We start from the raw sequence: 18,892 nt of genomic DNA on the forward strand, positions 1-18,892 counted from the left end.
CTAGGAACGTGTTCCACTCCGCACAAGCCCCCCGGCCGGTCGAGCGCCGGGAAGACCGGCGGGAGGCTTCCGCTATCCTCCGCCGACGACAACCGCGCACGGCTGCGCGGTACGGCCGAAGCGAGGGGCTGGATGGGGACAGGGGCGGGCACGGGGCGCGGCACCGGGGCGGACCGGGGCGGCGGTTCCGGTGCGGAGCACGGGACGGGACCGGAGCACGGGGCGGGGCCGGGGGGCTCGGCCAGGCCGTACGACGTGGTGCTCTTCGGGGCCACCGGGTTCGTGGGCGCGCTCACGGCGGAGTACCTCGCCGAACACGCCCCCGGCACGTGCCGCTGGGCGCTCGCGGGGCGCGACCTCGGCCGGCTGGAGGCCCTGCGGGACCGGCTCGCCTCGGCGCGCCCGCACCTCGCCGGCCTCCCCCTGGTCCTCGCGGACTCCGGCGACCCCGATTCGCTGCGCGAACTCGCCTCGTCCGCGAGGGTGGTGGCGACGACGGTCGGACCCTACGTCTGGTACGGCGAGGGCCTCGTCGCCGCCTGCGCGGAGGCCGGCACGGACTACCTTGACCTGACGGGCGAGGCCGAGTTCGTGGACCTGACCTACGTGCGGCACGACGCCCGCGCCCGGGAGACCGGCGCCCGGATCGTGCACGCCTGCGGCTTCGACTCCGTCCCGCACGACCTCGGCGTGCACTTCACCGTGGGGCAGCTCCCGGAGGGCGTGCCGCTGCGCGTGGACGGCTTCGTACGGGCCGGGGCCGCGTTCTCGGGCGGCACCTTCGCCTCCGCGCTGACCGCGCTCGGCCGGGGCCGGAAGGTCCTGCGGGCCGCGCGCGAACGGCGCCTGCACGAGCCCCGGCTGATGGGCCGCCGGTCGCGCGCGCCGCTCGGCGGGCCCCGGTTCAGCCCGGAGACGGGCACCTGGGCGCTGCCGCTGCCGACCCTGGACCCGCGGATCGTGGCGCGCTCGGCGGCGGCCCTGGAACGGTACGGCCCGGACTTCCGCTACCGGCACTACGCCTCCGTGAAGACGCTCCCGATGGCGCTCGGAGGCGCGGCCGCCGTCGGGGCGTGCGCGGTGGCGGCCCAGGTCCCGCCCGTGCGCGACTGGCTGATGGAGCGTCACCGGGCCGGTACGGGGCCGTCGGCCGAGCGCCGGGCCCGCAGCTGGTTCTCCGTGCGGTTCGTGGGCGAGGGCGGCGGCCGGCGGGTCCTCACGGAGGTCTCGGGCGGTGACCCCGGATACGACGAGACGGCCAGGATGCTCGCCGAGTCGGCCCTCTGCCTCGCCTTCGACCCGCTGCCGAGGACCGCCGGGCAGGTGACGACGGCGGTGGCGATGGGCGACGCCCTCACCGCCCGGCTGCGGGCGGCGGGCATCCGCTTCCGGGTGGCGCACCGGGGTTAGGGCACGCGCGGGAAGCCCGTCCGGCGGGACCCGGACGCCGCCGGGGCCCGCGGGGCGGGCCTCAGGGCCCCACGAGACGGAACGGGTGGCCGGCCGGGTCCGCGTAGACGCGCCGGGCCGGGTCCCCTCTCCCGTCGTCGAGCGGTACGGCCCCGGGCGCGAGGACGGCCTCGTCGGCGGCGGCCGGGCCGTCGACCCGCACGTCGAGGTGGAACTGCTGCTCGGGCGCGCCCCAGACGGGCGGACGGTGGTCGGCGACGCCCTGGAAGGCGAGGACCGGACCGCGGTCGCCGCGCAGGACGACACAGCCCTCCCCCACGGCCCGGCGGGGTCGGGCTCCTCGATCCCACCGTCGATCAGCGTCCGGTAGAAGGAGGCCGGTTCGGTCGCGTCGGGGCAGTCGAGGACGACGCACCTCAGCCGCCCGATCACGCGGTGCCCGGGCGGTGCGGGGCACGGCACGGTTCCGGGCCGGCGCGAGGGGACCGGTGGCGGGGAGGGCCGGAACCGGGGCGCGCCGGGGGGAACGCGACGCGGCGACGGGGGAGTTGTCATGCGCCCCACTCTGCCGGGCGGGCATCCGTACGCGTGCTCACGGGCCGGTGTCCGTACGCGTACGCAGAGGGGTCCCGGTCTGCCCGCGTGCTTCTTCGAGGGCGCGGCGGCAGAGGGAGTCGGCGCGGCGGGTGGTCTCGGGGAGGCGGTAGCGCGGGGTCAGGTGGAGGGTGTGGGCGCAGGCGCGGGCGAGGGAGATCCTGTGGCCGGCGGAGACGAAGACCGGTTTGACCCCGGCACGGGTGCGCACGGCCCGGCCCACCTCCTCGCCGTCGGCGAGCAGCGGGGCGGAGTCGCCGCGCGCGGGTCCGGGCTGCTCGTACGTGAAGGCGAAGGGGTTCTTGGCGACGCCCACGGACGCGCGTCCGGTGAGCACGCCGAGGTGGGAGGCGAGGCCGAAGCGGCGGGGGTGGGCGAGGCCGTAGCCGTCGCAGACCAGGAGGCCGGGGTCGGCGGTCAGGCCGCCGAGCGCGGCGAGGACGGTCGGGACCTCCCGGAAGGCGAGGAGTCCGGGGACGTACGGGAAGGAGACCCGGCCGACCGCCGTCGCCTCCTCGACCACCTCCAGGGTCCGGGCGTCGAGCACGACGGCCGCGGCGGCGACGAGGTCCCGCTCGTCGTCGTAGGCCACGTCGAGCCCCGTGACATGGCCCTCGCCGACCTCCGGTCCCGTCTCGTCCCGCACCAGCCGCTCCCGCAGTTCGCGCTGGACGGCGAGGGCGGTGGTCTCGTCGGCGGGCCAGCCCGCCGGAATCTCGATGATCCTCATGATGCGGTCACCCTACGGCCGGGCGGGCGCCCGTACCGGGTCCCGGCGGGGGCGGCGGGCGCCCGGGAGCGGGCGGTAGCCTGGCGATCATGTTCGTACTGGAATTGACCTACACCGCCCCCGTCGAGCGGGTGGACGCGCTGTTCGACGACCACATCGCCTGGCTCGACGAGCAGTACGCGGCCGGTGTGTTCCTGGCGTCGGGGCGGAAGAACCCCCGGGACGGCGGGGTGATCCTGGCCGCCGGGGTCGACCGCGCGCGGATCGAGGAGATCGCGGCGGCCGACCCGTTCAGCACCGGGGGCGTGTGCGCGTACCGGATCACGGAGTTCCACGCGACCAGGACGGCCGACGGGATCGCCGCGTACCGGGAGCTGCCGTCCTCCTAGGGCCTGTCGCCGGGGTGACCGGACGGGGCCTCCGCGTCCGGCCCCCGGCGGTGTGCCAGGCGTGCGACGCGGCCCTGTTCGCCGGAGGCCCAGCAGGCGCCGTCCGGGGTGCAGTCGACCGTGTCGTACGAGCCGGTGTCGACCGTCCGCCAGGTGCGGCCTCCGTCGGTGGTCAGGTCCGTGCCGGTGGGGCCCACGGCGAGCGCGGACGTCCTGCCGTGCGGGAGCCAGGCGACGCCCGAGCGGTAGGCGGGCGGGGGCGCGGCCGGGGTGTGCCAGGTGCGGCCCGCGTCGGCGGTGACGGCGGCGGCCCGGGGGGACGGCTGGTCCTTGCGGTAGTCGCCGCCGACCGCGATGCCGTGCGCGCGGTCGCGGAAGGCGAGTCCGAAGACGCCCCGGGCCGGGTCGCCCGCCGGGACGGGCGAGTCGGTCGCGGTCCAGGTCAGTCCCCGGTCGGCGGAGTGCAGCACGCGGGCGGTGGCGCCGCCGCCCGTCGCGAGCCACGCGTCCCGGGGGCCGGCCGACACCAGGCACTGGCCGCTCGCCGCGAAACCGGCTTCGCCGGGGAGCGCGTCCGGCATCCCTGCGTTCGGCAGGACCCGCCAGGACCGGCCGCCGTCCCGGGTCGAGAGGATGCGGTACTTCCCGTCGACCGGATCGCTCATGGCGAGGCCGTTCCGGTGGTCGAAGAAGGTCATGCAGTCGTAGAAGGCGCGCGGGTCGGTGTTGCGGAAGGACTCGGTCCAGGTGGTGCCGCCGTCCTCGGTGCGCAGCACCCGGGATGCCTCTCCCTCCCCGATGGCGAGGACGACGGCCCGGCGGGCGTCGAAGGCCTCCACGTCGCGGAACTCCAGTCCCTCCGCACCCGGCGGGGAAACGTTTCGCCAGCTTCTGCCCCCGTCGCCGGTGCGCAGCACCGTGCCCTTGGAGCCCGCGACCCAGGCGGTCCGGCGGTCGACCGCCGCGAGCCCCCGGAAGCGGGCGCCGGTCCCGGTCGGCGTGAGCCGCCAGGCGACCGCCGGGCCGGACCGCTCGCCGGCCGCCGGGGCGGATGGCCGGCCGGCGGAGGCCGCGGGGGTCTCCCCGGCCCGTGCCGGGGCGGTCAGGGTCAGCGCGAGCGCCGCCCCGACGAGTCCCGCCGACATCATTCGTCTCGTCTTCCCCATGGACGTCATGGCGCCGGAAGCTAGCGCCCGGGACCGCCCCCCGTCCAGGGCGCCCACCCGGCCGACGGGGCGGGCGGAGCGTGCCCGTACGGTCCGGGCCGGTGACGCGGCGGCCCCGCCGGTCCGGGACGGACCCCCGCCCCGGAGCGCCTCCGGAGGGTCCGCGACGGCTCCGGCCTGCCCGGATTCCCCTCCCGGCGGGCGCGGTGACGCAGCTCACGCGATCCCGGAATGCACGCCCCGTGGCCCTCACCCGTCTTCACGGGTGTCAGAAGCCCCGGTCTCGGGGAGACGCAGAAGACCCGAAGCCCGTACGAGAGGAGCCGGTCTTGTCCGCCGTCATAGAGCAGGCCGTCCAGGCCCGTCTGGTCGCATCCGCTCCCCGGATGGAGACCGTCCCCGCCACCCTGCGGTACGACCGCGAGGATCCGTACGCCGTCAGCATGGCCTTCCCGCCCCCCGCGACCCTGGAGGGCGTCGAGGTCTCCTGGGCCTTCGCGCGCGACCTGCTCGTCCAGGGGGTCGAGCGCCCGGCCGGCGTCGGGGACGTGCGGCTGCGCCCGTACGGGTACGACCGGACCGTGGTGGAGTTCCACGCCCCGGAAGGGGTGGCCATGGTCCACGTCCGGACCTCGGAACTGCGCCGGTTCCTGGAGCGCTCGCAGCACCTGGTCCCCGAGGGACGCGAGCACCAGTACCTGGACTGGGACCACGACCTGACGGAGCTGTTCCGCGAGCACCCGTGACGATCGCCCCGGCCTCACCCTCCGCCGGCTCCTTCCTCCGCTCCGTCCGCCCCTCCTCCCGCTCGGCCCGCTCCTTCTCCGCGGCGGGCACGGCCGTCTCCCGGCCCGGTGCCGCCGCGCCGTAAACCGTTTGCCGCCCTCCCGGCCGGGACCGTACGGTCGGTGACGACCCCCGCCGTCACCCGATCGGAGAAGGACGTTGCTCGTCTGAGGTTGCGAGACACCGTGCCGCGCGCGCCCCCGTGCCGCGTGTGCCGTTCTCGACCTCGGCGTACGAGCCGTCTTCCCGCTGCCCGCGCCCCGGTGTCTCCGCGTATCGCATCCCGTACGCCCGCGTTCGCACCCCGGAGGCACCCATGGCCCCTCACCCCACGTTCCTCACCTGCTCCTCGCTCTCCTTCTCCTGGCCGGACGGCACCGAGGTCTTCGACGGTCTCCGGCTCGCGGTCGGCCCCGGCCGCACCGGGCTCGTCGGGCTCAACGGCTCCGGCAAGTCCACCCTCCTCAGACTGCTCGCGGGCGAGCTGACGCCCACCTCCGGCACGGTCCGGGTCACGGGCGAACTCGGCCACCTGCCGCAGAACCTGGTCCTGGACACCTCGCGCCGGGTCGACGAGACCCTCGGCGTCGCCGCGAAGCGGGCCGCCCTGCACGCCATCGAGGCGGGGGACCCCGCCGAGGAGCACTTCGCCGCCCTCGCCGACGACTGGGACGTGGAGGAGCGGGCACGGGCCGTCCTCGACCAGCTCGGGCTCGGCCACGTCGGCCTGGACCGGACCGTGGGCGAGATCTCCGGCGGCGAGTCCGTGCTGCTGCGCCTGGCCGCGCTGCTGCTCGCCCGGCCCGACGTCCTGCTCCTGGACGAGCCGACCAACAACCTGGACCTGCGCGCCCGCGCACGCCTCTACGAGGCGGTGGAGAACTGGTCCGGGGTGCTGGTCGTGGTCAGCCACGACCGGGAACTCCTGGAGCGGGTCGACCAGATCGCGGACCTGCGGGACGGCGAGGTCGCCTGGTACGGCGGCTCCTGGTCGGACTACGAGACGGCGCTCGCGGCCGAACAGGACGCGGCGGAGCGGATGGTGCGGGTCGCCGAGGCCGACGTGCAGCGGCAGAAGCGGGAACTCGCCGACACCCACATGAAGCTGGCCCGCCGCAGGCGGTACGGGCAGAAGAGCTTCGAGAACAAGGTCGCCTCCAAGCTGGTGGCGAACAGCCGGAAGCGCAGCGCCCAGGTCACGGCCGGCAAACAGCGCACGCTCCACGGCGAGCGCCTCTCGGAGGCCCGGGAACGGCTCGACGCGGCGGTGGAGGCGGTGCGGGACGACGACGAGATCAGGATCGAGCTGCCGCGCACCTCGGTGCCGCCGGGCCGCGAGGTGCTGCGCCTGCGGGACCTGGAGCTGCGGCACGGGGCGCGCGTGGAGGGCGGGTTCGAGCTGCGCGGGCCGGAGCGGATCGCGCTGGTCGGCCCGAACGGCGCGGGCAAGACGACGCTGCTCCGGACGATCGCCGGAGAGCTGGAGCCCCTGTCGGGCGAGGTGGAGACGAAGGTGCCGCTCCGCTTCCTGCCGCAGCAGCTCGACGTCCTGGACGACGGGCTGAGCGTGGTGGAGAACGTGGCCCGCTTCGCGCCCGCGGCGACCGCGAACGCGATCCGGGCCCGGCTGGCCCGGTTCCTGTTCCGGGGGGCGCGGGCGGACCGGGCCGCGGGCACCCTCTCGGGCGGGGAGCGGTTCCGGGCGACGCTCGCGGCCCTGCTCCTCGCGGAGCCGGCCCCGCAGCTGCTGATGCTGGACGAGCCGACGAACAACCTTGACATGGCGTCGGCGCGGAAGCTGACGGAGGCCCTCGACGCCTACGAGGGGGCGCTGGTCGTGGCGAGCCACGACGTGGCGTTCCTGGAGTCGCTCGGGATCACCCGCTGGCTGCTGCTCGACGGCGCGCTGCGGCCGACGACCGCCGAGGAGGTCCGCGCACCGTTTCCGGACAGGGGCTGACCCCGCCCGCGCACCGTTTCCGGCCAAGGACCGACCCCGCCCGCGCACCGTTTCCGGCCAGGGACCGAATCCCCCCGCCCGCCGCGCCGGGCACTCGCGCTGCGTGTCCGGCGGGGTGCCTGGAGGGGGTCGTACGGGATGTGACCTGCGCGTTCCCCGTCCGGCCGGAGCAGGGGTCATGACCCGGTGTGACCGGGCGTGACGGGGGCGGGCTTGGCCGGAGACTTACGGAGGCTTAACCTACGGTTTCGTAACCTACGAATCCGTAAGTACGTCCGCGTGCCCCCCTCCGTCCCCAGGAGTCCCCCTTGACGCTCACCTCTCCCTCCCTCGACAGCTCGGCTGGGTGGACCGACGCACGGTTGCTCTACGCCCTGGAAGAGGTCGTGGAGAAGGAACTCAACCGTCACCTGAAGGTCACCAAGGACTGGATGCCGCACGAGTACGTGCCGTGGTCCGACGGCCACAACTTCCCCGGCTTCTTCGAGGACGGCGAGGCCTGGGACCCGAAGCAGTCCAAGGTGACCGACATCGGGAGGATCGCCCTCGTCGTCAACCTGCTCACCGAGGACAACCTCCCGAGCTACCACCACGAGATCGCCAGCCTCTTCGGCCGCGACGGCGCCTGGGGCACCTGGGTGCACCGCTGGACCGCCGAGGAGGGCCGGCACGGCATCGTGATGCGCGACTACCTGCTGGCCTCGCGCGCCGTCGACCCGGACCAGCTGGAGCGGTTCCGGATGGCGCACATGAGCGAGGGCTTCGAGTCGGACAACCGGCACTCGATGCTGCACTCCGTGGCGTACGTCGCCTTCCAGGAGCTGGCCACCCGCATCTCGCACCGCAACACCGGCCACCAGTCCGGCGACCCGGTCTGCGACCGGATGCTCGCCCGCATCGCCACCGACGAGAACCTGCACATGGTCTTCTACCGCAACCTGCTGGGCGCGGCCTTCGAGCTCGCCCCGGACCTGACCATGCGGGCCGTACGGGACGTCGTGGTCGGCTTCCGGATGCCCGGACACGGCATGCCGGGCTTCGAGCGGGCGGCGGCGCAGATGGCGATCGGCGAGATCTACAACATGCGCATCCACCACGACGACGTCCTCCAGCCCGTGCTGCGCTTCCTGAAGGTCCTCCAGATCGACGGTCTGGGGCCGGAGGGCCTGCGCGCCCAGGAGGAGCTGGGCCTGTACATGGAGGGCCTGGACGGCGAGGCGAGCAAGTTCGACGAGAAGCTCGCGGCCCGCAAGGCCCGGCTCGCGGCCCGCGCGGCGGGCTGACCGCCGGTTCCACCGCGCGGCGGACGGGTCCGCCCGCCGCGCGTTCAGGCCCGGCCGCGCTTCAGCCGGAACCGCTCCTTCTCCGAGAGCCCGCCCCAGACGCCGAACCGCTCGTCGTGCTCCAGCGCGTACTCCAGGCAGGCCACGCGCCCCTCACAGGCCCCGCAGAGCCGCTTCGCCTCGCGGGTGGAGGAGCCGGGCGCCGGGAAGAAGAACTCCGGGCCCGCCTGGGCGCACAGTGCGTTCTCCTGCCAGGTCATGTCGGGCTCCGGTGCGGTCAGTACGCTCGTGTCGGTCTGCATGCCGTACACGATGCCGAGGCGTCGTAAACGAGCCATCAACGTTCGATCAATGCGGCGCGCCGGGGGCGGTGCGCCGCTCCCGGCGGGACGGTCCGGCGGGGTCACGGAGCCGGTGGGGCGGGCCCCGTCCCTCCGGCCGGGGTGGCGCGGCGGGGCGCCCCGGCAAGGCGCCCCGGCGGGTTGACACGATCCCGGCACCGGCGGCGTGAAAGGCACACCTCCCGCCGACCCGGAAGACGTCCGCACCCCGAGTGAGATGCTTCACATTCTATCGATGATCGATCCCTTTCCGGGCCTCCCACTCGATCGCGCATTCGACGAACACGCGGTCGATACGGAAGGGGGGTGCGAAAAGCAGCCGCGACCGCCCGCCCCCACACCTGCGGGAACGCCCCCGCCCGCGCCCGGCGCCGGCGACGGGTCGGCCCCCTCCCCGCCCGTGCGCCCCGGCGGCGGCGCCCCGCGCCGTCACCGTCCCGCGACATCCCCGTGGCAGCACCCCTACCGCGATCCGGTACGTATGGGGGGACACTCTTCCGTACCCCTCCCGGACCCCCACTAGGACTGCCCGTGATCACCTCGCCCTCGCGCCTCGTCCCCGTTCCGATCCCCGACCGCGTGGCCGCGATGATCGGCTCCTGTCTGCCGCTGCACGTCCTGCAGGCCGAGGTGGACGCGGACTCCGCGGCCCGCGAGGTGTACCGGTTCCGGGGGCCGCTCTGCGCGGAGGACCGGGCGGACCGCGAGCACGCCCTGGCCGCGCTCGCGCGGGCCAACAAGATCCTCGCCAAGCACCACCCCCAACTGCCCGTCACCCCCTGACGGGGCATCCGCCCGGCGCCCTCCGGCACGGGCGGGAGCTTCGGCCTCCCCCCAGCGCCTCCCCGGCGCCTCCGGCTACTCCGCGACGTCCCCGTCCACGTACACCCACGCCCCCTCGCGGCGGGCGAAACGGCTCCGCTCGCGCAGCGCGCCCGGCTCCCCGCCGTGGACGTGGCGGGCCGTGAAGGCGACGGTGCCGTGCTGGTGGAAGGCGGTGCCCCCGGTGGTCTCCCCGATCTCCAGGCCGGTCCAGCGCAGCCCCGGGTCGAAGTCGATCCCGTCCGGCCGCGTCTCCGGCGCCCAAGTGCGCAGCAGATAGGCCTCGTCGCGGACCACGAAGGCGCTGTAGCGGGAGCGCATGAGGAGTTCGGCGGTGGGCGCGGCGCCGCCCGTGCCCGCGTGGAAACGGCCGCAGCACTCGCCGTAGGGGACGCCCGTGCCGCAGGGGCAGGGCGAGGCCGCCGTCACGGCGGGGGCCTGCGGGGTGCGGGGGCGGGTCTTGCGTCGGGACATGCCGTCATTCTCCCCCACCGCGCCCCCGGGACGGGCCCCGCCGCCGGTCCGGGGGCACCCGCCGCGGAGGCGCCCGGACGGGCGCCCGTCCGGAATCCGGCTGCCCCGGGGGGCCTCCCAGTAGCGTGAGGGCATGAGACTGACGATTCTCGGAGGCGGCGGATTCCGGGTGCCGCTGGTGTACGGCGCCCTCCTCGGCGACCACGCCGAGGGGCGGGTCACCCGGGTCACCCTGTACGACCCGGACGGAGCGCGGCTCTCCGCCGTCGCGCGGGTCCTCGCGGACCAGGCGGAAGGGGTGCCGGACGCGCCGGCGGTGACGGCGACGACGGACCTGGACGAGGCGCTGCGCGGGGCGGACTTCGTCTTCTCCGCGATCCGGGTCGGCGGCCTCGGGGGCAGGGCGGCGGACGAGCGGATCGCGCTCGCCGAAGGGGTGCTCGGCCAGGAGACGGTGGGGGCGGGCGGGATCGCGTACGGGCTGCGGACCGTGCCCGTCGCGACGGCCGTGGCCCGGCGGATCGCGGAACTCGCCCCGGACGCCTGGGTCATCAACTTCACCAACCCGGCGGGCCTGGTCACGGAGGCGATGTCCCGGGTCCTCGGCGACCGGGTCGTCGGCATCTGCGACTCCCCCGTGGGCCTGGGCCGCCGGGTCGCCCGCGTCCTGGGCGCCGACCCGGACGAGGCCTGGTTCGACTACGTGGGCCTCAACCACCTCGGCTGGCTGCGGGGGGTGCGGATCGGCGGCCGGGACGAGCTGCCCCGGCTGCTCGCCGACGAGAAGGCGCTCGGCTCCTTCGAGGAGGGCAGGCTCTTCGGTCCGGAGTGGCTGCGCTCGCTCGGCGCGGTCCCCAACGAGTACCTGCACTACTACTACTTCAACCGGGAGGCGGTGCGCGCCTACCGGACCGCGGAGCGGACGCGCGGGGCGTACCTGCGCGACCAGCAGGACGCCTTCTACGAGGAGATGGGCCGGCCGGGCACCCCGGCCCTGGCCACCTGGCGCCGCACGCTCGCGGACCGGGAGGCCACCTACATGGCCGCCAACCGGGAGGCGGCCGGGGCCGGGGAGCGCGCCGGGGAGGACCTGGAGCCGGGCGGCTACGAGAAGGTGGCCCTCGCCCTGATGCGGGCGGTCGCGCGCGACGAGCGGACGACGCTGATCCTGAACGTGCGCAACGGCACGACGCTCTCCGTGCTCGACGCGGACGCGGTGGTCGAGGTGCCCTGCCTGGTCGACGCGAACGGCGCCCGCCCGGTGGCGGCGGCCCCGCTGCCGTACCACGCCGTCGGTCTGGTGACCGCCGTGAAGGCGGTGGAGCGGGAGGTGCTGGCGGCGGCGGAGAGCGGCTCCCGGGAGACGGCCGTGAAGGCCTTCGCGCTGCACCCGCTGGTGGACTCCGTCGCGGTCGCCCGCCGGCTCGTGGAGCGGTACGCGGCGGAGCACCCGGGCCTCGCCCACCTGCGGAACTGAGCCGCCGGGGAGGCGTACGGCGAGGACCCGCGGGCCGGAGGGCCCGCGGGTCCCGTCACGCCGTCGGCGGGGGTCAGGGCTTGCGGGCCACGCCGGCCCACCCCGGGATGGGCTCGTCGCCCTGGACCGGGACGGGCTCGCCCAGCTCCGGGTGCCACTCGGCGGTGAGCGAGACGCCCGGCTCGACGATTTCCAGGCCGTCGAAGAACGCGGCCAGCTCGTCGCGCGAGCGGGGCCGCAGGGTCAGTCCGCGCTCCTTGTACAGGGCGACCGCCTGCGCCGACCCCTCGGGGTTGAAGTCCCCGGTGACGTGGGAGAGGACGAGGTAGCTGCCCGGCGCGAGCTTCTCGACGATCTTGGCGACCAGATCGTGCGCGCCGTCCTCGTCCCCGATGAAGTGCAGCAGGGCGAGCATCGACAGGGCGATCGGCTGATCGAAGTCAAGGACCTTTCCGGCCCTTTCCAGGATGGCCTCGGGCTCACGGGCGTCCGCCTGGATGTACTCGGTGGCCCCCTCCGGGGTCGAGCGCAGCAGGGCGGCCGCGTGCGCGAGCACGATCGGGTCGTTGTCGCAGTAGACGATGCGGGACTCCGGCGCGGCCTGCTGCGCGATCTGGTGCAGGTTCGGCTCGGTCGGGATGCCCGTGCCGATGTCCAGGTACTGGCGGACGCCCCGGGCGCTGAGCCAGCGGATGGCGCGGTGCATGAACGCCCTGTTCACACGGGCCATGTCCCGGCCCCGGGCGTCGAGGGTGAGGAGCTGGCGGGCCATCGCCTCGTCGACCGGGTAGTTGTCCTTGCCGCCCAGGAACCAGTCGTACATGCGCGCCGGATGCGGCTTGCTGGTGTCGATGCGTATCTCGCTGCGCGGGGCGGCGGGGTCCTGGGTCATCGGCTCTCCTGGTCGGGACGAACGAGGTGTACGGGAGCAAGAGTTACGCGATGCGCGGGGCGGGACGGAAGGGTCAGGTGAGCAGGAAGTCAGCCTGTCCGGATTTCGCCCCCTGGATGAAGGCTTCGATCTCTCCGTGGGTGTAGATGAGCGCGGGCCCCTCGGGGTCCGCGGACTGCCGCACGGCGATCCTGCCGTCGGCCAGCTTCATGGCCTCCACGCAGTTGCCCCCGTTCCCGCCGCTCCACGGCTTGTGCCATCCCTCGGCACCGAGCTCGGCGGCGGGCATGCCGTTGTACACGCGGTCCATTCACAGCTCCTTGCGGAGATTCCGGAGAATCTCCTTCGTGCGTTGTGCAGTCGCGGCCTGCGCCGCCATGCGGTCCATGACCTCCAGGTGGGACGCCACCTCGGGACGCGCGTCGAGGTAGACGGCACCGGTCAGGTACTCGCTGTAGACCATGTCCGGGAGTTCGGGCACGGCGAAGCGGAAGAGGACGAACGGTCCGTAGGTGCCGGGGTGGTGGCCGGACGCGAACTCCGCGATCTGCAGGGTGACGTTCGGCATCTCCGAGGCCTCGAGCAGCCGGTCGATCTGGCCGCGCATCACTTCGGGCCCGTCGCCGACCGGCCGGCGGAACACCGTCTCGTCCATGATCACCCAGAACCTGGGGGCGTCCTCCCTGGTCAGCAGGGACTGGCGCTCCATGCGCAGGGCCACGTGGCGCTCGGTGTCCTCGTCCCCGACGCCGCCGCCGCCCCCGACCGCCCCGCCGCGCAGGATGGCACGGGCGTACTCCCCGGTCTGGAGCAGTCCGGGGACGAACTGGGGCTCGTACGCGCGGATGAGGCTCGCGGCCCCCTCCAGGCTCACGTACATGGAGAACCAGCCGGGCAGCACGTCGTGGTACCGCTGCCACCAGCCGGGGAGGTTGGCCTCCTCCGCGAGGGCGACGAAGCCCTCCGCCTCGGAGTCCGTGACCCCGTACTCCTTCAGCAGGAGCTGCACGTACGGGATCTTCAGCGCGACCTCGGCGGTCTCCATCCGCCGGACGGTGGCCGGGGCCACGCGGAGGATCTTCGCGGCCTCCTCCCGCTTCATGCCGGCCCGCTCGCGCAGATCCTGCAGTCGCTTTCCGAGGACGACCTGTCCCACCGTCGGGGCGGACCGCGGCTCGCTCACTGTCAGACCTCCCCCGACGCACTGTTTCGACCGAGTGTGCCACGAAGCGGGGTCAGAGAGAACACGGCACTCTGCAATTTTCAGAGTGCCACTTGCCAAGTGTCCGAGTCAGGAGGACAGTGTTCCGGTGAACCAGTACACGCTGCCGTCGTGCGTCTCCGCGCCCCGGCGCCGGCGCCGTACGGCAAGTCCTGCCCACTGTTGTGAGGAACCGGTCGTGGCTTCTGGTAACGCGCAGCCTTCAGGTCTCATGAGTCCCCGCGTCATGGCCCAGCGCCCACAGCCCCGGACCACCACCCCCGCAGTACGGCGCTTCGCCTTCGAGCTGCCGGCCCTCACCGTGTCGGTCGCGCGCGCCCGGCGGCTCGCGGAGGAACGGCTCATCATCTGGGGCTGCGGCCCCGACGTACGGGACACGGTGTCGCTCATCGTGTCCGAGCTGGTCACCAACGCCGTCGTGCACACCGCCAGCGGCCGCTTCGTCTGCGAGCTCCGCGAGGGCGGGGAGAAGCTGCGGATAGCGGTACGGGACGAGGGCGGCCCGGCGGGACCGCGGATACGCGACTGCGGCGAGGACGAGAGGGGCCGCGGCCTCCTCATCGTCGACGCGCTGTGCGGCGCCTGGGGCGCCGAGCGCACCGGCCACGGCACCTCGCAGACCGTCTGGGCGGAGCTGGACCACGGCACGGGCGAACCGTGCTGAGGTCGATGGCGACCCGCATGATGCCGCGGGCCCGCAGCAGGTACCCCGGCGCCGGCCTCGCCCCGGCCGCCGGACGCTCCCGGGAACTCCGCCTCGAACTGGACGCCCGCCGCCTCCCGGCGGCCTCCGGCGCCCGCGTCCCGGCCGATTCGGCACGCCCCCGGCGACTGGACGCCACCCGCCTCGCCGTCCCCGCAGGCCTCCGCACCGGTCTCGGCTGCGACGCCGTCGGCGTCCCGGCCCGCTTCGGCTTCAAGATCCTCTCCCGGCTCCCCGCCCAGGGCTGCGTCTACGCCGACTCCGCCTGGTGGTGGTGGCTCGTCCCCGCCGGTTCCGACCTGGACCTCACCTGGCCGCTGCCCGCCTGCTACGCGCCCGGCGCGGAGATCCCGGACCGCCGCCCCCGCCTCGTCCACCGCCCCGACGGCAGCTCGCCCTACACGCCGCCGATCCCCCTGTACCTGCTGACCTGCCAGCTGACGGGCATCGCCCCGGCCTGGTCGGTGTCCCCGGTGCGCAGCGCGCTCTGACGCGCGCCGGCCCCCACCGCATAGGGTCGGGCCCATGTCCACTCCGCAGGGTCCCACCCTCCGCGAACTGGCCGTCCAGGCGCTCTCCTCCGTGGAGCACGGCTACGACCTGCTCGCGGACAAGTTCGACGCGACCCCCTTCCGCACCTCCGACCGCCTCCTGGAGGCGGTGACCCGCACCCTGGAACCCCTGGGGCCCTTCGACACGGGCCTCGACGTCTGCTGCGGCACCGGCGCCGGGCTCGGCGTCCTCCGCTCGGTCTGCGCGGGCCGGGTCGCGGGCGTCGACTTCAGCGCGGGCATGCTGGCCGGGGCGCGCCGCGCCCACCCCGACGCCGGCCTGGTGCGCGCCGACGCCCTGGCCCTGCCCTTCGCCCCGGCCTTCGACCTGGCGGTCAGCTTCGGCGCCTTCGGCCACTTCCTCCCGGACGCCCAGCGGACCCTCTTCGCGCAGGTCCACGCCTCCCTCCGCCCCGGCGGCACCTTCGCCTTCCCCCTCCCGGCCCCACCGGCCGTCGGCTCGCGCCCCTACTGGACCCTGTGGGGCTTCGACGCGGTGATGCGGGTCAGGAACGCGCTGTGGCGCCCGCCGTTCGTCATGTACTACCGCACCTTCCGCCTCACGGACGTGCGCGCCCGCCTGGAGGCGGCGGGCTTCGACGTCTCCCTCGTCCCGGTCGAACCCCTGGGCCGCCGGGAGGACGGGAGCCCCCGGTGCAGACTGGTGGTGGCGCGGAAGGGCTAGGCAGTACCGCAGGACCCGGCGCCCCGGGCCGGGCCGTTCACGGGCACACGAGAAGCGCCGGTCGACACGAGGTCGACCGGCGCTTCTTCTCTGTGTCCGAGGGGGGACTTGAACCCCCACGCCCGATAAAGGGCACTAGCACCTCAAGCTAGCGCGTCTGCCATTCCGCCACCCGGACAAGGTGTCTGTCGTCCCGGGGTTTCCCCCGCGGCGACAGAGATAACTCTACCAGGGGTTCGGGGCCCCTTTCACCAGCGTTTCCCGTGGTCAGTGGGGTGGCGGGGTCCCGTCGCCCCCGCTCCGGCCGGGCCCGTCCCGTCGCTCTCACGGTGCGCGTTCGCTCGCGTACCGAAGGTGAACGCCGCCGGGTGGGAGCCCGACGCCCCCCGACGCCGGCTCCGTGGGAGCCACCCTGGTCACTGCGGCATGGTCCGGGCCAATGCTCCGTCCGGAGTCCGTCAGGTCCACGGGGGGGGGCGGGAGAGGAGAGAGCGGGCGCGGTCCGGCGTAGGGCCGCGGCCGGGCGCCGGGGGCGGCGGGCTCCGGCCGGGAGAGGCGGGGCGGGGTGGGGCCGGGCGGTCAGCGGACTTCGGTCAGGCGGGCCGAGACGACCACGTTGCCCTCGTAGCCCTTCTCCCGCGTGAACCTGCCGCCGCAGGTGATCAGGCGCAGTTCCGGCAGACCGGTGTCCCGGTAGACCCGCCCGGCGGGGAAGCCCTCCTTCGGGACGACCTCCACCCCGTACACCGTGAAGACGGCGGTCCTGCCGTCGCGGCGCCGGACCTCCACGCGGCTCCCCCGGCCGACGGCGCCGAGGCCGTAGAAGACGGCCGGGCCGGCCGGGGTGTCGACGTGGCCGACGACGACGGCGGTACCGCGCTCGCCGGGGGTGACCGCTCCGGTGAACCAGCCCGCGAGCCGGTCCTCCTCCGGCGGCGGTGGCTCGATCCATCCGTCGGCGTCGAGGCCGACGCCGGTGACGGGCGCGTCGACGCGGGCGGCCGGGACCCGGACCCGGGTCGGCGGCGAGGCCGGCAGCGGACCGGGAGCGGGAGCGAACGCGGCGGTGCGGGCGCGGGCGCCGTCGGGGGCGGCGGCCGGGAGGGGCTGCGGCGGGCCGTCCGCCCGGAGCTCCTCCCCACCTCCGCGCACGAGATGCACCCCGACGAGGAGGACGACGGCGACGACGCCCCAGGCGCCGCGCCGGCCCGTGCCGTCCGACCGTCCCACGTCCGCCCTCCTCCGCCCTCTCCGTTCCCCTTCGTTCTCTTCGTTCTCCTTCGCGGGCCCCGCGCCGTCCGTCCTCGTGCCCGTACGGGCATGGCGCCCCTCCGCCCCGGTCCTCGTCACACCGGGGCGGAGGGGCCGTTTCAGGTCCCCCGGGTCCCCGCCGTCAGAAGCGGCCGCCGGCGCCGCGGCGGCGGGCCAGGACGACGGCGGCGCCGAGCGCGCCGACGATGAGCAGGGCTCCCGTCACCATCTCGGCCGTACGCAGTCCGCCGGCCTCCGCGCCGGAGGAGGCGGTTCCGTAGCCGGCCTTCACGCCCTTGGGGGCGGTACCGGGGGGCGTGGCGGTGCCGGCGGTGTGGCCGGCGGTGGGCTCGGCCGCGTCGTGCGGCCAGGCCCCGCCGGTGTGACCCGCCGTCGGCTCTGCGGCGTCGTGCGGCCAGGCATCGGCGGTGTGACCGGCCGTGGGCTCGACGGCGTCCTGCGGCCAGGTCCCGCCGGTGTGACCCGCCGTCGGCTCGGCCGCGTCGGCCGCGGCGACGGTGAGGGCGGTGGTGCCCCGTTCGCCCCCGCAGTCGAAGGTGACCTCGTGCCGGGCGCCAGGCTCGGCGGCGGGGTCCACGGTCGCGGTGCCCGGGCGGCCCTCGCCGAGGGTCACGGCGTCGAACACGCCGGAGGTGGCCGTCACGGACGGCGCCTCGCAGCCCTCGGACGCGAGGGTGACGGTGCCGCCGGGGGCGACCGTCGTCGGGGTGACGGAGAAGCCGAACGACGTGACGGGGGTGTCGGCCCCGTCCGCCAGGGCGGCGGAACCCGTCGCCAGAACGGCGGCGGCACCGAACAGGGCGGCCGCGGTGGCGGCACGTATCGCGCGCATGGCGGTCCTCCGGATCACACGAGGGCCCCGGTCGCGGAGCGTTTCCGCGGCCGGAGGGGAGCGGCCCTCACCGCGTCCGAAGCTAGGCCCGCCCCCGGCCCGCCGCCACCGGGCTCCGCCGGACGGGGTACGCCCGCCGGTGCGGCCCGGCGGCCCGCGCCCCGGCTACGGGACCCGGATCACCTGGCCGGCGTAGGAGAGGTTGCCGCCGAAGCCGAAGAGCAGGACCGGTGCGCCGGAGGGCAGTTCGCCGCGTTCGACCAGCTTGGCCAGGGCCAGCGGGATCGAGGCGGCGGAGGTGTTGCCGGAGTCGACGACGTCGCGGGCGACGACCGCGTTGACGGCACCGATCTTCGCGGCGAGCGGCTCGATGATCCGCAGGTTGGCCTGGTGCAGGACCACGCCCGCGAGGTCCTCGGGGGCGGTCCCGGAGCGTTCGCACGCCTCGCGGGCGAGGGCGGGGAGCCGCTGGGTCGCCCAGCGGTAGACGCTCTGGCCCTCCTGGGCGAAGCGGGGCGGGGTGCCCTCGATGCGGACGGCGTGTCCCATCTCCGGGACGGAGCCCCACAGGACGGGGCCGATGCCCGCAGGGGAGCCGTCCTCGACCGCCTCGACGATCGCGGCGCCCGCGCCGTCGCCGACGAGGACGCAGGTGGTGCGGTCCGTCCAGTCGGTCACGTCGGTCATCTTGTCGGCGCCGATGACCAGGGCGCGGCGGGCCGCGCCGGCCCGTACGGTGTGGTCGGCGGTGGCCAGGGCGTGCGTGAAGCCGGCGCAGACCACGTTGAGGTCCAGGGTGGCGGGCGAACCCATGCCCAGGCGGGCGGCGACGCGGGCGGCCGTGTTCGGCGAGCGGTCGATGGCGGTGGAGGTGGCGACGAGGACCAGGTCGATGTCGCCGGGGGTGAGGCCGGCGGCGGCCAGGGCCTTGCCCGCCGCGTGGGCGGCGAGTTCGTCGACGGGCTCGTCCGGTCCGGCGACGTGCCGGGTGCGGATGCCGACCCGGCTGGTGATCCACGCGTCGTCGGTGTCGACGATCCCGGCGAGGTCGTGGTTGGTCAGCACCCTGGCGGGCTGGTAGTGCCCGAGCGCGGCAATGCGAGTGCCCGTCATGCTCAGGGACCCCCTAGGTGGTTCGTTCGTCCGGCAGGACCACCCAGTCTTGCCAGCGACTGACGGGTAACCGGTGACGTAAACCACCAACGTTCCCCCGTACCGCTTGGCCGACCGTGACAAGGGGCCGGTCGGGGCGCGTGCCCCGGTCGTGCCGCCCTTCGTCCGGGCGGGACCGGATGCGGGCCCC

21 protein-coding genes and 1 tRNA gene are annotated in these 18,892 nt (G+C 75.0%); 10 read left to right on the forward strand and 12 right to left on the reverse strand.

Annotated features, from left to right (window positions below):
• The first annotated feature begins 132 nt into the window (after window positions 1–132).
• Window positions 133–1,410: a saccharopine dehydrogenase family protein gene (locus ACZ3IL_RS14470; protein WP_467390122.1), complete on the forward strand. Its 1,278-nt coding sequence runs from the start codon at window positions 133–135 to the stop codon at window positions 1,408–1,410.
• Window positions 1,411–1,471: 61 nt separating this feature from the next.
• Here ACZ3IL_RS14470 and ACZ3IL_RS14475 read toward each other — a convergent pair whose 3' ends face one another.
• Both ACZ3IL_RS14475 and ACZ3IL_RS14480 read right to left on the reverse strand, forming a co-directional pair.
• Window positions 1,472–1,729, reverse strand: a complete 258-nt coding sequence (locus ACZ3IL_RS14475; RefSeq protein WP_467390124.1) for a VOC family protein — start codon at window positions 1,727–1,729, stop codon at window positions 1,472–1,474.
• Window positions 1,730–2,002: 273 nt separating this feature from the next.
• The gene (locus ACZ3IL_RS14480) at window positions 2,003–2,734 is read right to left on the reverse strand and encodes an endonuclease V (protein ID WP_467390126.1); all 732 of its coding nucleotides are present in this window, start codon (window positions 2,732–2,734) and stop codon (window positions 2,003–2,005) included.
• A gap of 89 nt (window positions 2,735–2,823) precedes the next feature.
• Between ACZ3IL_RS14480 and ACZ3IL_RS14485 the strand changes: the two genes are divergently transcribed.
• Window positions 2,824–3,123 (forward strand): YciI family protein, encoded by a 300-nt coding sequence (locus tag ACZ3IL_RS14485; RefSeq protein WP_467390128.1) that lies wholly within the window; start codon window positions 2,824–2,826, stop codon window positions 3,121–3,123.
• On the opposite strand, the gene ACZ3IL_RS14490 is transcribed toward ACZ3IL_RS14485, so the two are convergent.
• Window positions 3,120–4,268, reverse strand: a complete 1,149-nt coding sequence (locus ACZ3IL_RS14490; protein ID WP_467390482.1) for a WD40/YVTN/BNR-like repeat-containing protein — start codon at window positions 4,266–4,268, stop codon at window positions 3,120–3,122. The two genes, ACZ3IL_RS14485 and ACZ3IL_RS14490, sit on opposite strands and share 4 nt — an antisense overlap.
• 350 nt (window positions 4,269–4,618) lie before the next feature.
• Between ACZ3IL_RS14490 and ssgD the strand changes: the two genes are divergently transcribed.
• The 3 genes from ssgD to ACZ3IL_RS14505 all read left to right on the forward strand — a co-directional run bounded on the left by ssgD (window position 4,619) and on the right by ACZ3IL_RS14505 (window position 8,318).
• Entirely contained in the window at window positions 4,619–5,035 is a 417-nt protein-coding gene (gene ssgD / locus ACZ3IL_RS14495; protein WP_388697069.1) for a spore wall synthesis regulator SsgD, read from the forward strand.
• A 356-nt stretch (window positions 5,036–5,391) separates the two neighbouring features.
• Window positions 5,392–7,035, forward strand: coding sequence for an ABC-F family ATP-binding cassette domain-containing protein (locus ACZ3IL_RS14500; RefSeq protein ID WP_467390131.1), 1,644 nt, complete (start codon window positions 5,392–5,394; stop codon window positions 7,033–7,035).
• Window positions 7,036–7,343: 308 nt separating this feature from the next.
• Window positions 7,344–8,318, forward strand: coding sequence for an acyl-ACP desaturase (locus tag ACZ3IL_RS14505; protein WP_467390133.1), 975 nt, complete (start codon window positions 7,344–7,346; stop codon window positions 8,316–8,318).
• A 44-nt stretch (window positions 8,319–8,362) separates the two neighbouring features.
• On the opposite strand, the gene ACZ3IL_RS14510 is transcribed toward ACZ3IL_RS14505, so the two are convergent.
• Window positions 8,363–8,620: a WhiB family transcriptional regulator gene (locus tag ACZ3IL_RS14510; RefSeq protein ID WP_467390484.1), complete on the reverse strand. Its 258-nt coding sequence runs from the start codon at window positions 8,618–8,620 to the stop codon at window positions 8,363–8,365.
• A 627-nt stretch (window positions 8,621–9,247) separates the two neighbouring features.
• Between ACZ3IL_RS14510 and ACZ3IL_RS14515 the strand changes: the two genes are divergently transcribed.
• Window positions 9,248–9,442 carry a hypothetical protein gene (locus ACZ3IL_RS14515; protein ID WP_388697296.1) on the forward strand — a complete coding sequence of 65 codons (195 nt, stop codon included), beginning with the start codon at window positions 9,248–9,250 and terminating at the stop codon, window positions 9,440–9,442.
• 75 nt (window positions 9,443–9,517) lie between these two features.
• Here ACZ3IL_RS14515 and ACZ3IL_RS14520 read toward each other — a convergent pair whose 3' ends face one another.
• Window positions 9,518–9,955: a YchJ family protein gene (locus ACZ3IL_RS14520; protein WP_467390135.1), complete on the reverse strand. Its 438-nt coding sequence runs from the start codon at window positions 9,953–9,955 to the stop codon at window positions 9,518–9,520.
• A gap of 133 nt (window positions 9,956–10,088) precedes the next feature.
• On the opposite strand from ACZ3IL_RS14520, the gene ACZ3IL_RS14525 reads away from it, so the two are divergent.
• On the forward strand, window positions 10,089–11,432 hold the full coding sequence (locus ACZ3IL_RS14525; RefSeq protein ID WP_467390137.1) for a 6-phospho-beta-glucosidase: 1,344 nt from the start codon (window positions 10,089–10,091) through the stop codon (window positions 11,430–11,432).
• A 73-nt stretch (window positions 11,433–11,505) separates the two neighbouring features.
• Here ACZ3IL_RS14525 and ACZ3IL_RS14530 read toward each other — a convergent pair whose 3' ends face one another.
• From ACZ3IL_RS14530 to ACZ3IL_RS14540, 3 genes are all read right to left on the reverse strand, one after another.
• Entirely contained in the window at window positions 11,506–12,324 is an 819-nt protein-coding gene (locus ACZ3IL_RS14530; protein ID WP_467390139.1) for an SAM-dependent methyltransferase, read from the reverse strand.
• A gap of 73 nt (window positions 12,325–12,397) precedes the next feature.
• Complete coding sequence (locus ACZ3IL_RS14535) at window positions 12,398–12,634, reverse strand: DUF397 domain-containing protein (protein WP_467390141.1); 237 nt, start codon at window positions 12,632–12,634, stop codon at window positions 12,398–12,400.
• The gene (locus ACZ3IL_RS14540; protein WP_467390143.1) at window positions 12,635–13,507 is read right to left on the reverse strand and encodes a helix-turn-helix domain-containing protein; all 873 of its coding nucleotides are present in this window, start codon (window positions 13,505–13,507) and stop codon (window positions 12,635–12,637) included. It abuts the gene before it with no gap.
• 265 nt (window positions 13,508–13,772) lie between these two features.
• Here ACZ3IL_RS14540 and ACZ3IL_RS14545 point away from each other — a divergent pair, with 265 nt between their 5' ends.
• From ACZ3IL_RS14545 to ACZ3IL_RS14555, 3 genes are read left to right on the forward strand one after another with little or no spacing between them, the layout of a single operon-like run.
• Complete coding sequence (locus ACZ3IL_RS14545) at window positions 13,773–14,210, forward strand: ATP-binding protein (RefSeq protein WP_467390145.1); 438 nt, start codon at window positions 13,773–13,775, stop codon at window positions 14,208–14,210.
• Window positions 14,211–14,215: 5 nt separating this feature from the next.
• Window positions 14,216–14,740, forward strand: coding sequence for a hypothetical protein (locus tag ACZ3IL_RS14550; RefSeq protein WP_467390147.1), 525 nt, complete (start codon window positions 14,216–14,218; stop codon window positions 14,738–14,740).
• Between the two features lie 34 nt (window positions 14,741–14,774).
• A complete protein-coding gene (locus tag ACZ3IL_RS14555) occupies window positions 14,775–15,485 on the forward strand; it encodes a class I SAM-dependent methyltransferase (RefSeq protein WP_467390149.1) in 711 nt (236 codons plus the stop codon).
• A 93-nt stretch (window positions 15,486–15,578) separates the two neighbouring features.
• Here the strand turns inward: ACZ3IL_RS14555 and ACZ3IL_RS14560 are convergent.
• The 4 genes from ACZ3IL_RS14560 to ACZ3IL_RS14575 form a co-directional block, all read right to left on the reverse strand.
• Window positions 15,579–15,663: transfer RNA gene (locus tag ACZ3IL_RS14560), tRNA-Leu, on the reverse strand.
• A 401-nt stretch (window positions 15,664–16,064) separates the two neighbouring features.
• A complete protein-coding gene (locus ACZ3IL_RS14565) occupies window positions 16,065–16,715 on the reverse strand; it encodes a class F sortase (protein ID WP_467390151.1) in 651 nt (216 codons plus the stop codon).
• 163 nt (window positions 16,716–16,878) lie between these two features.
• Window positions 16,879–17,589 (reverse strand): hypothetical protein, encoded by a 711-nt coding sequence (locus ACZ3IL_RS14570; RefSeq protein WP_467390153.1) that lies wholly within the window; start codon window positions 17,587–17,589, stop codon window positions 16,879–16,881.
• A gap of 165 nt (window positions 17,590–17,754) precedes the next feature.
• Window positions 17,755–18,702 (reverse strand): beta-ketoacyl-ACP synthase III, encoded by a 948-nt coding sequence (locus ACZ3IL_RS14575; protein WP_467390155.1) that lies wholly within the window; start codon window positions 18,700–18,702, stop codon window positions 17,755–17,757.
• Window positions 18,703–18,892: the final 190 nt, after the last annotated feature.

The organism is Streptomyces sp. NPDC014907, assembly GCF_055562975.1.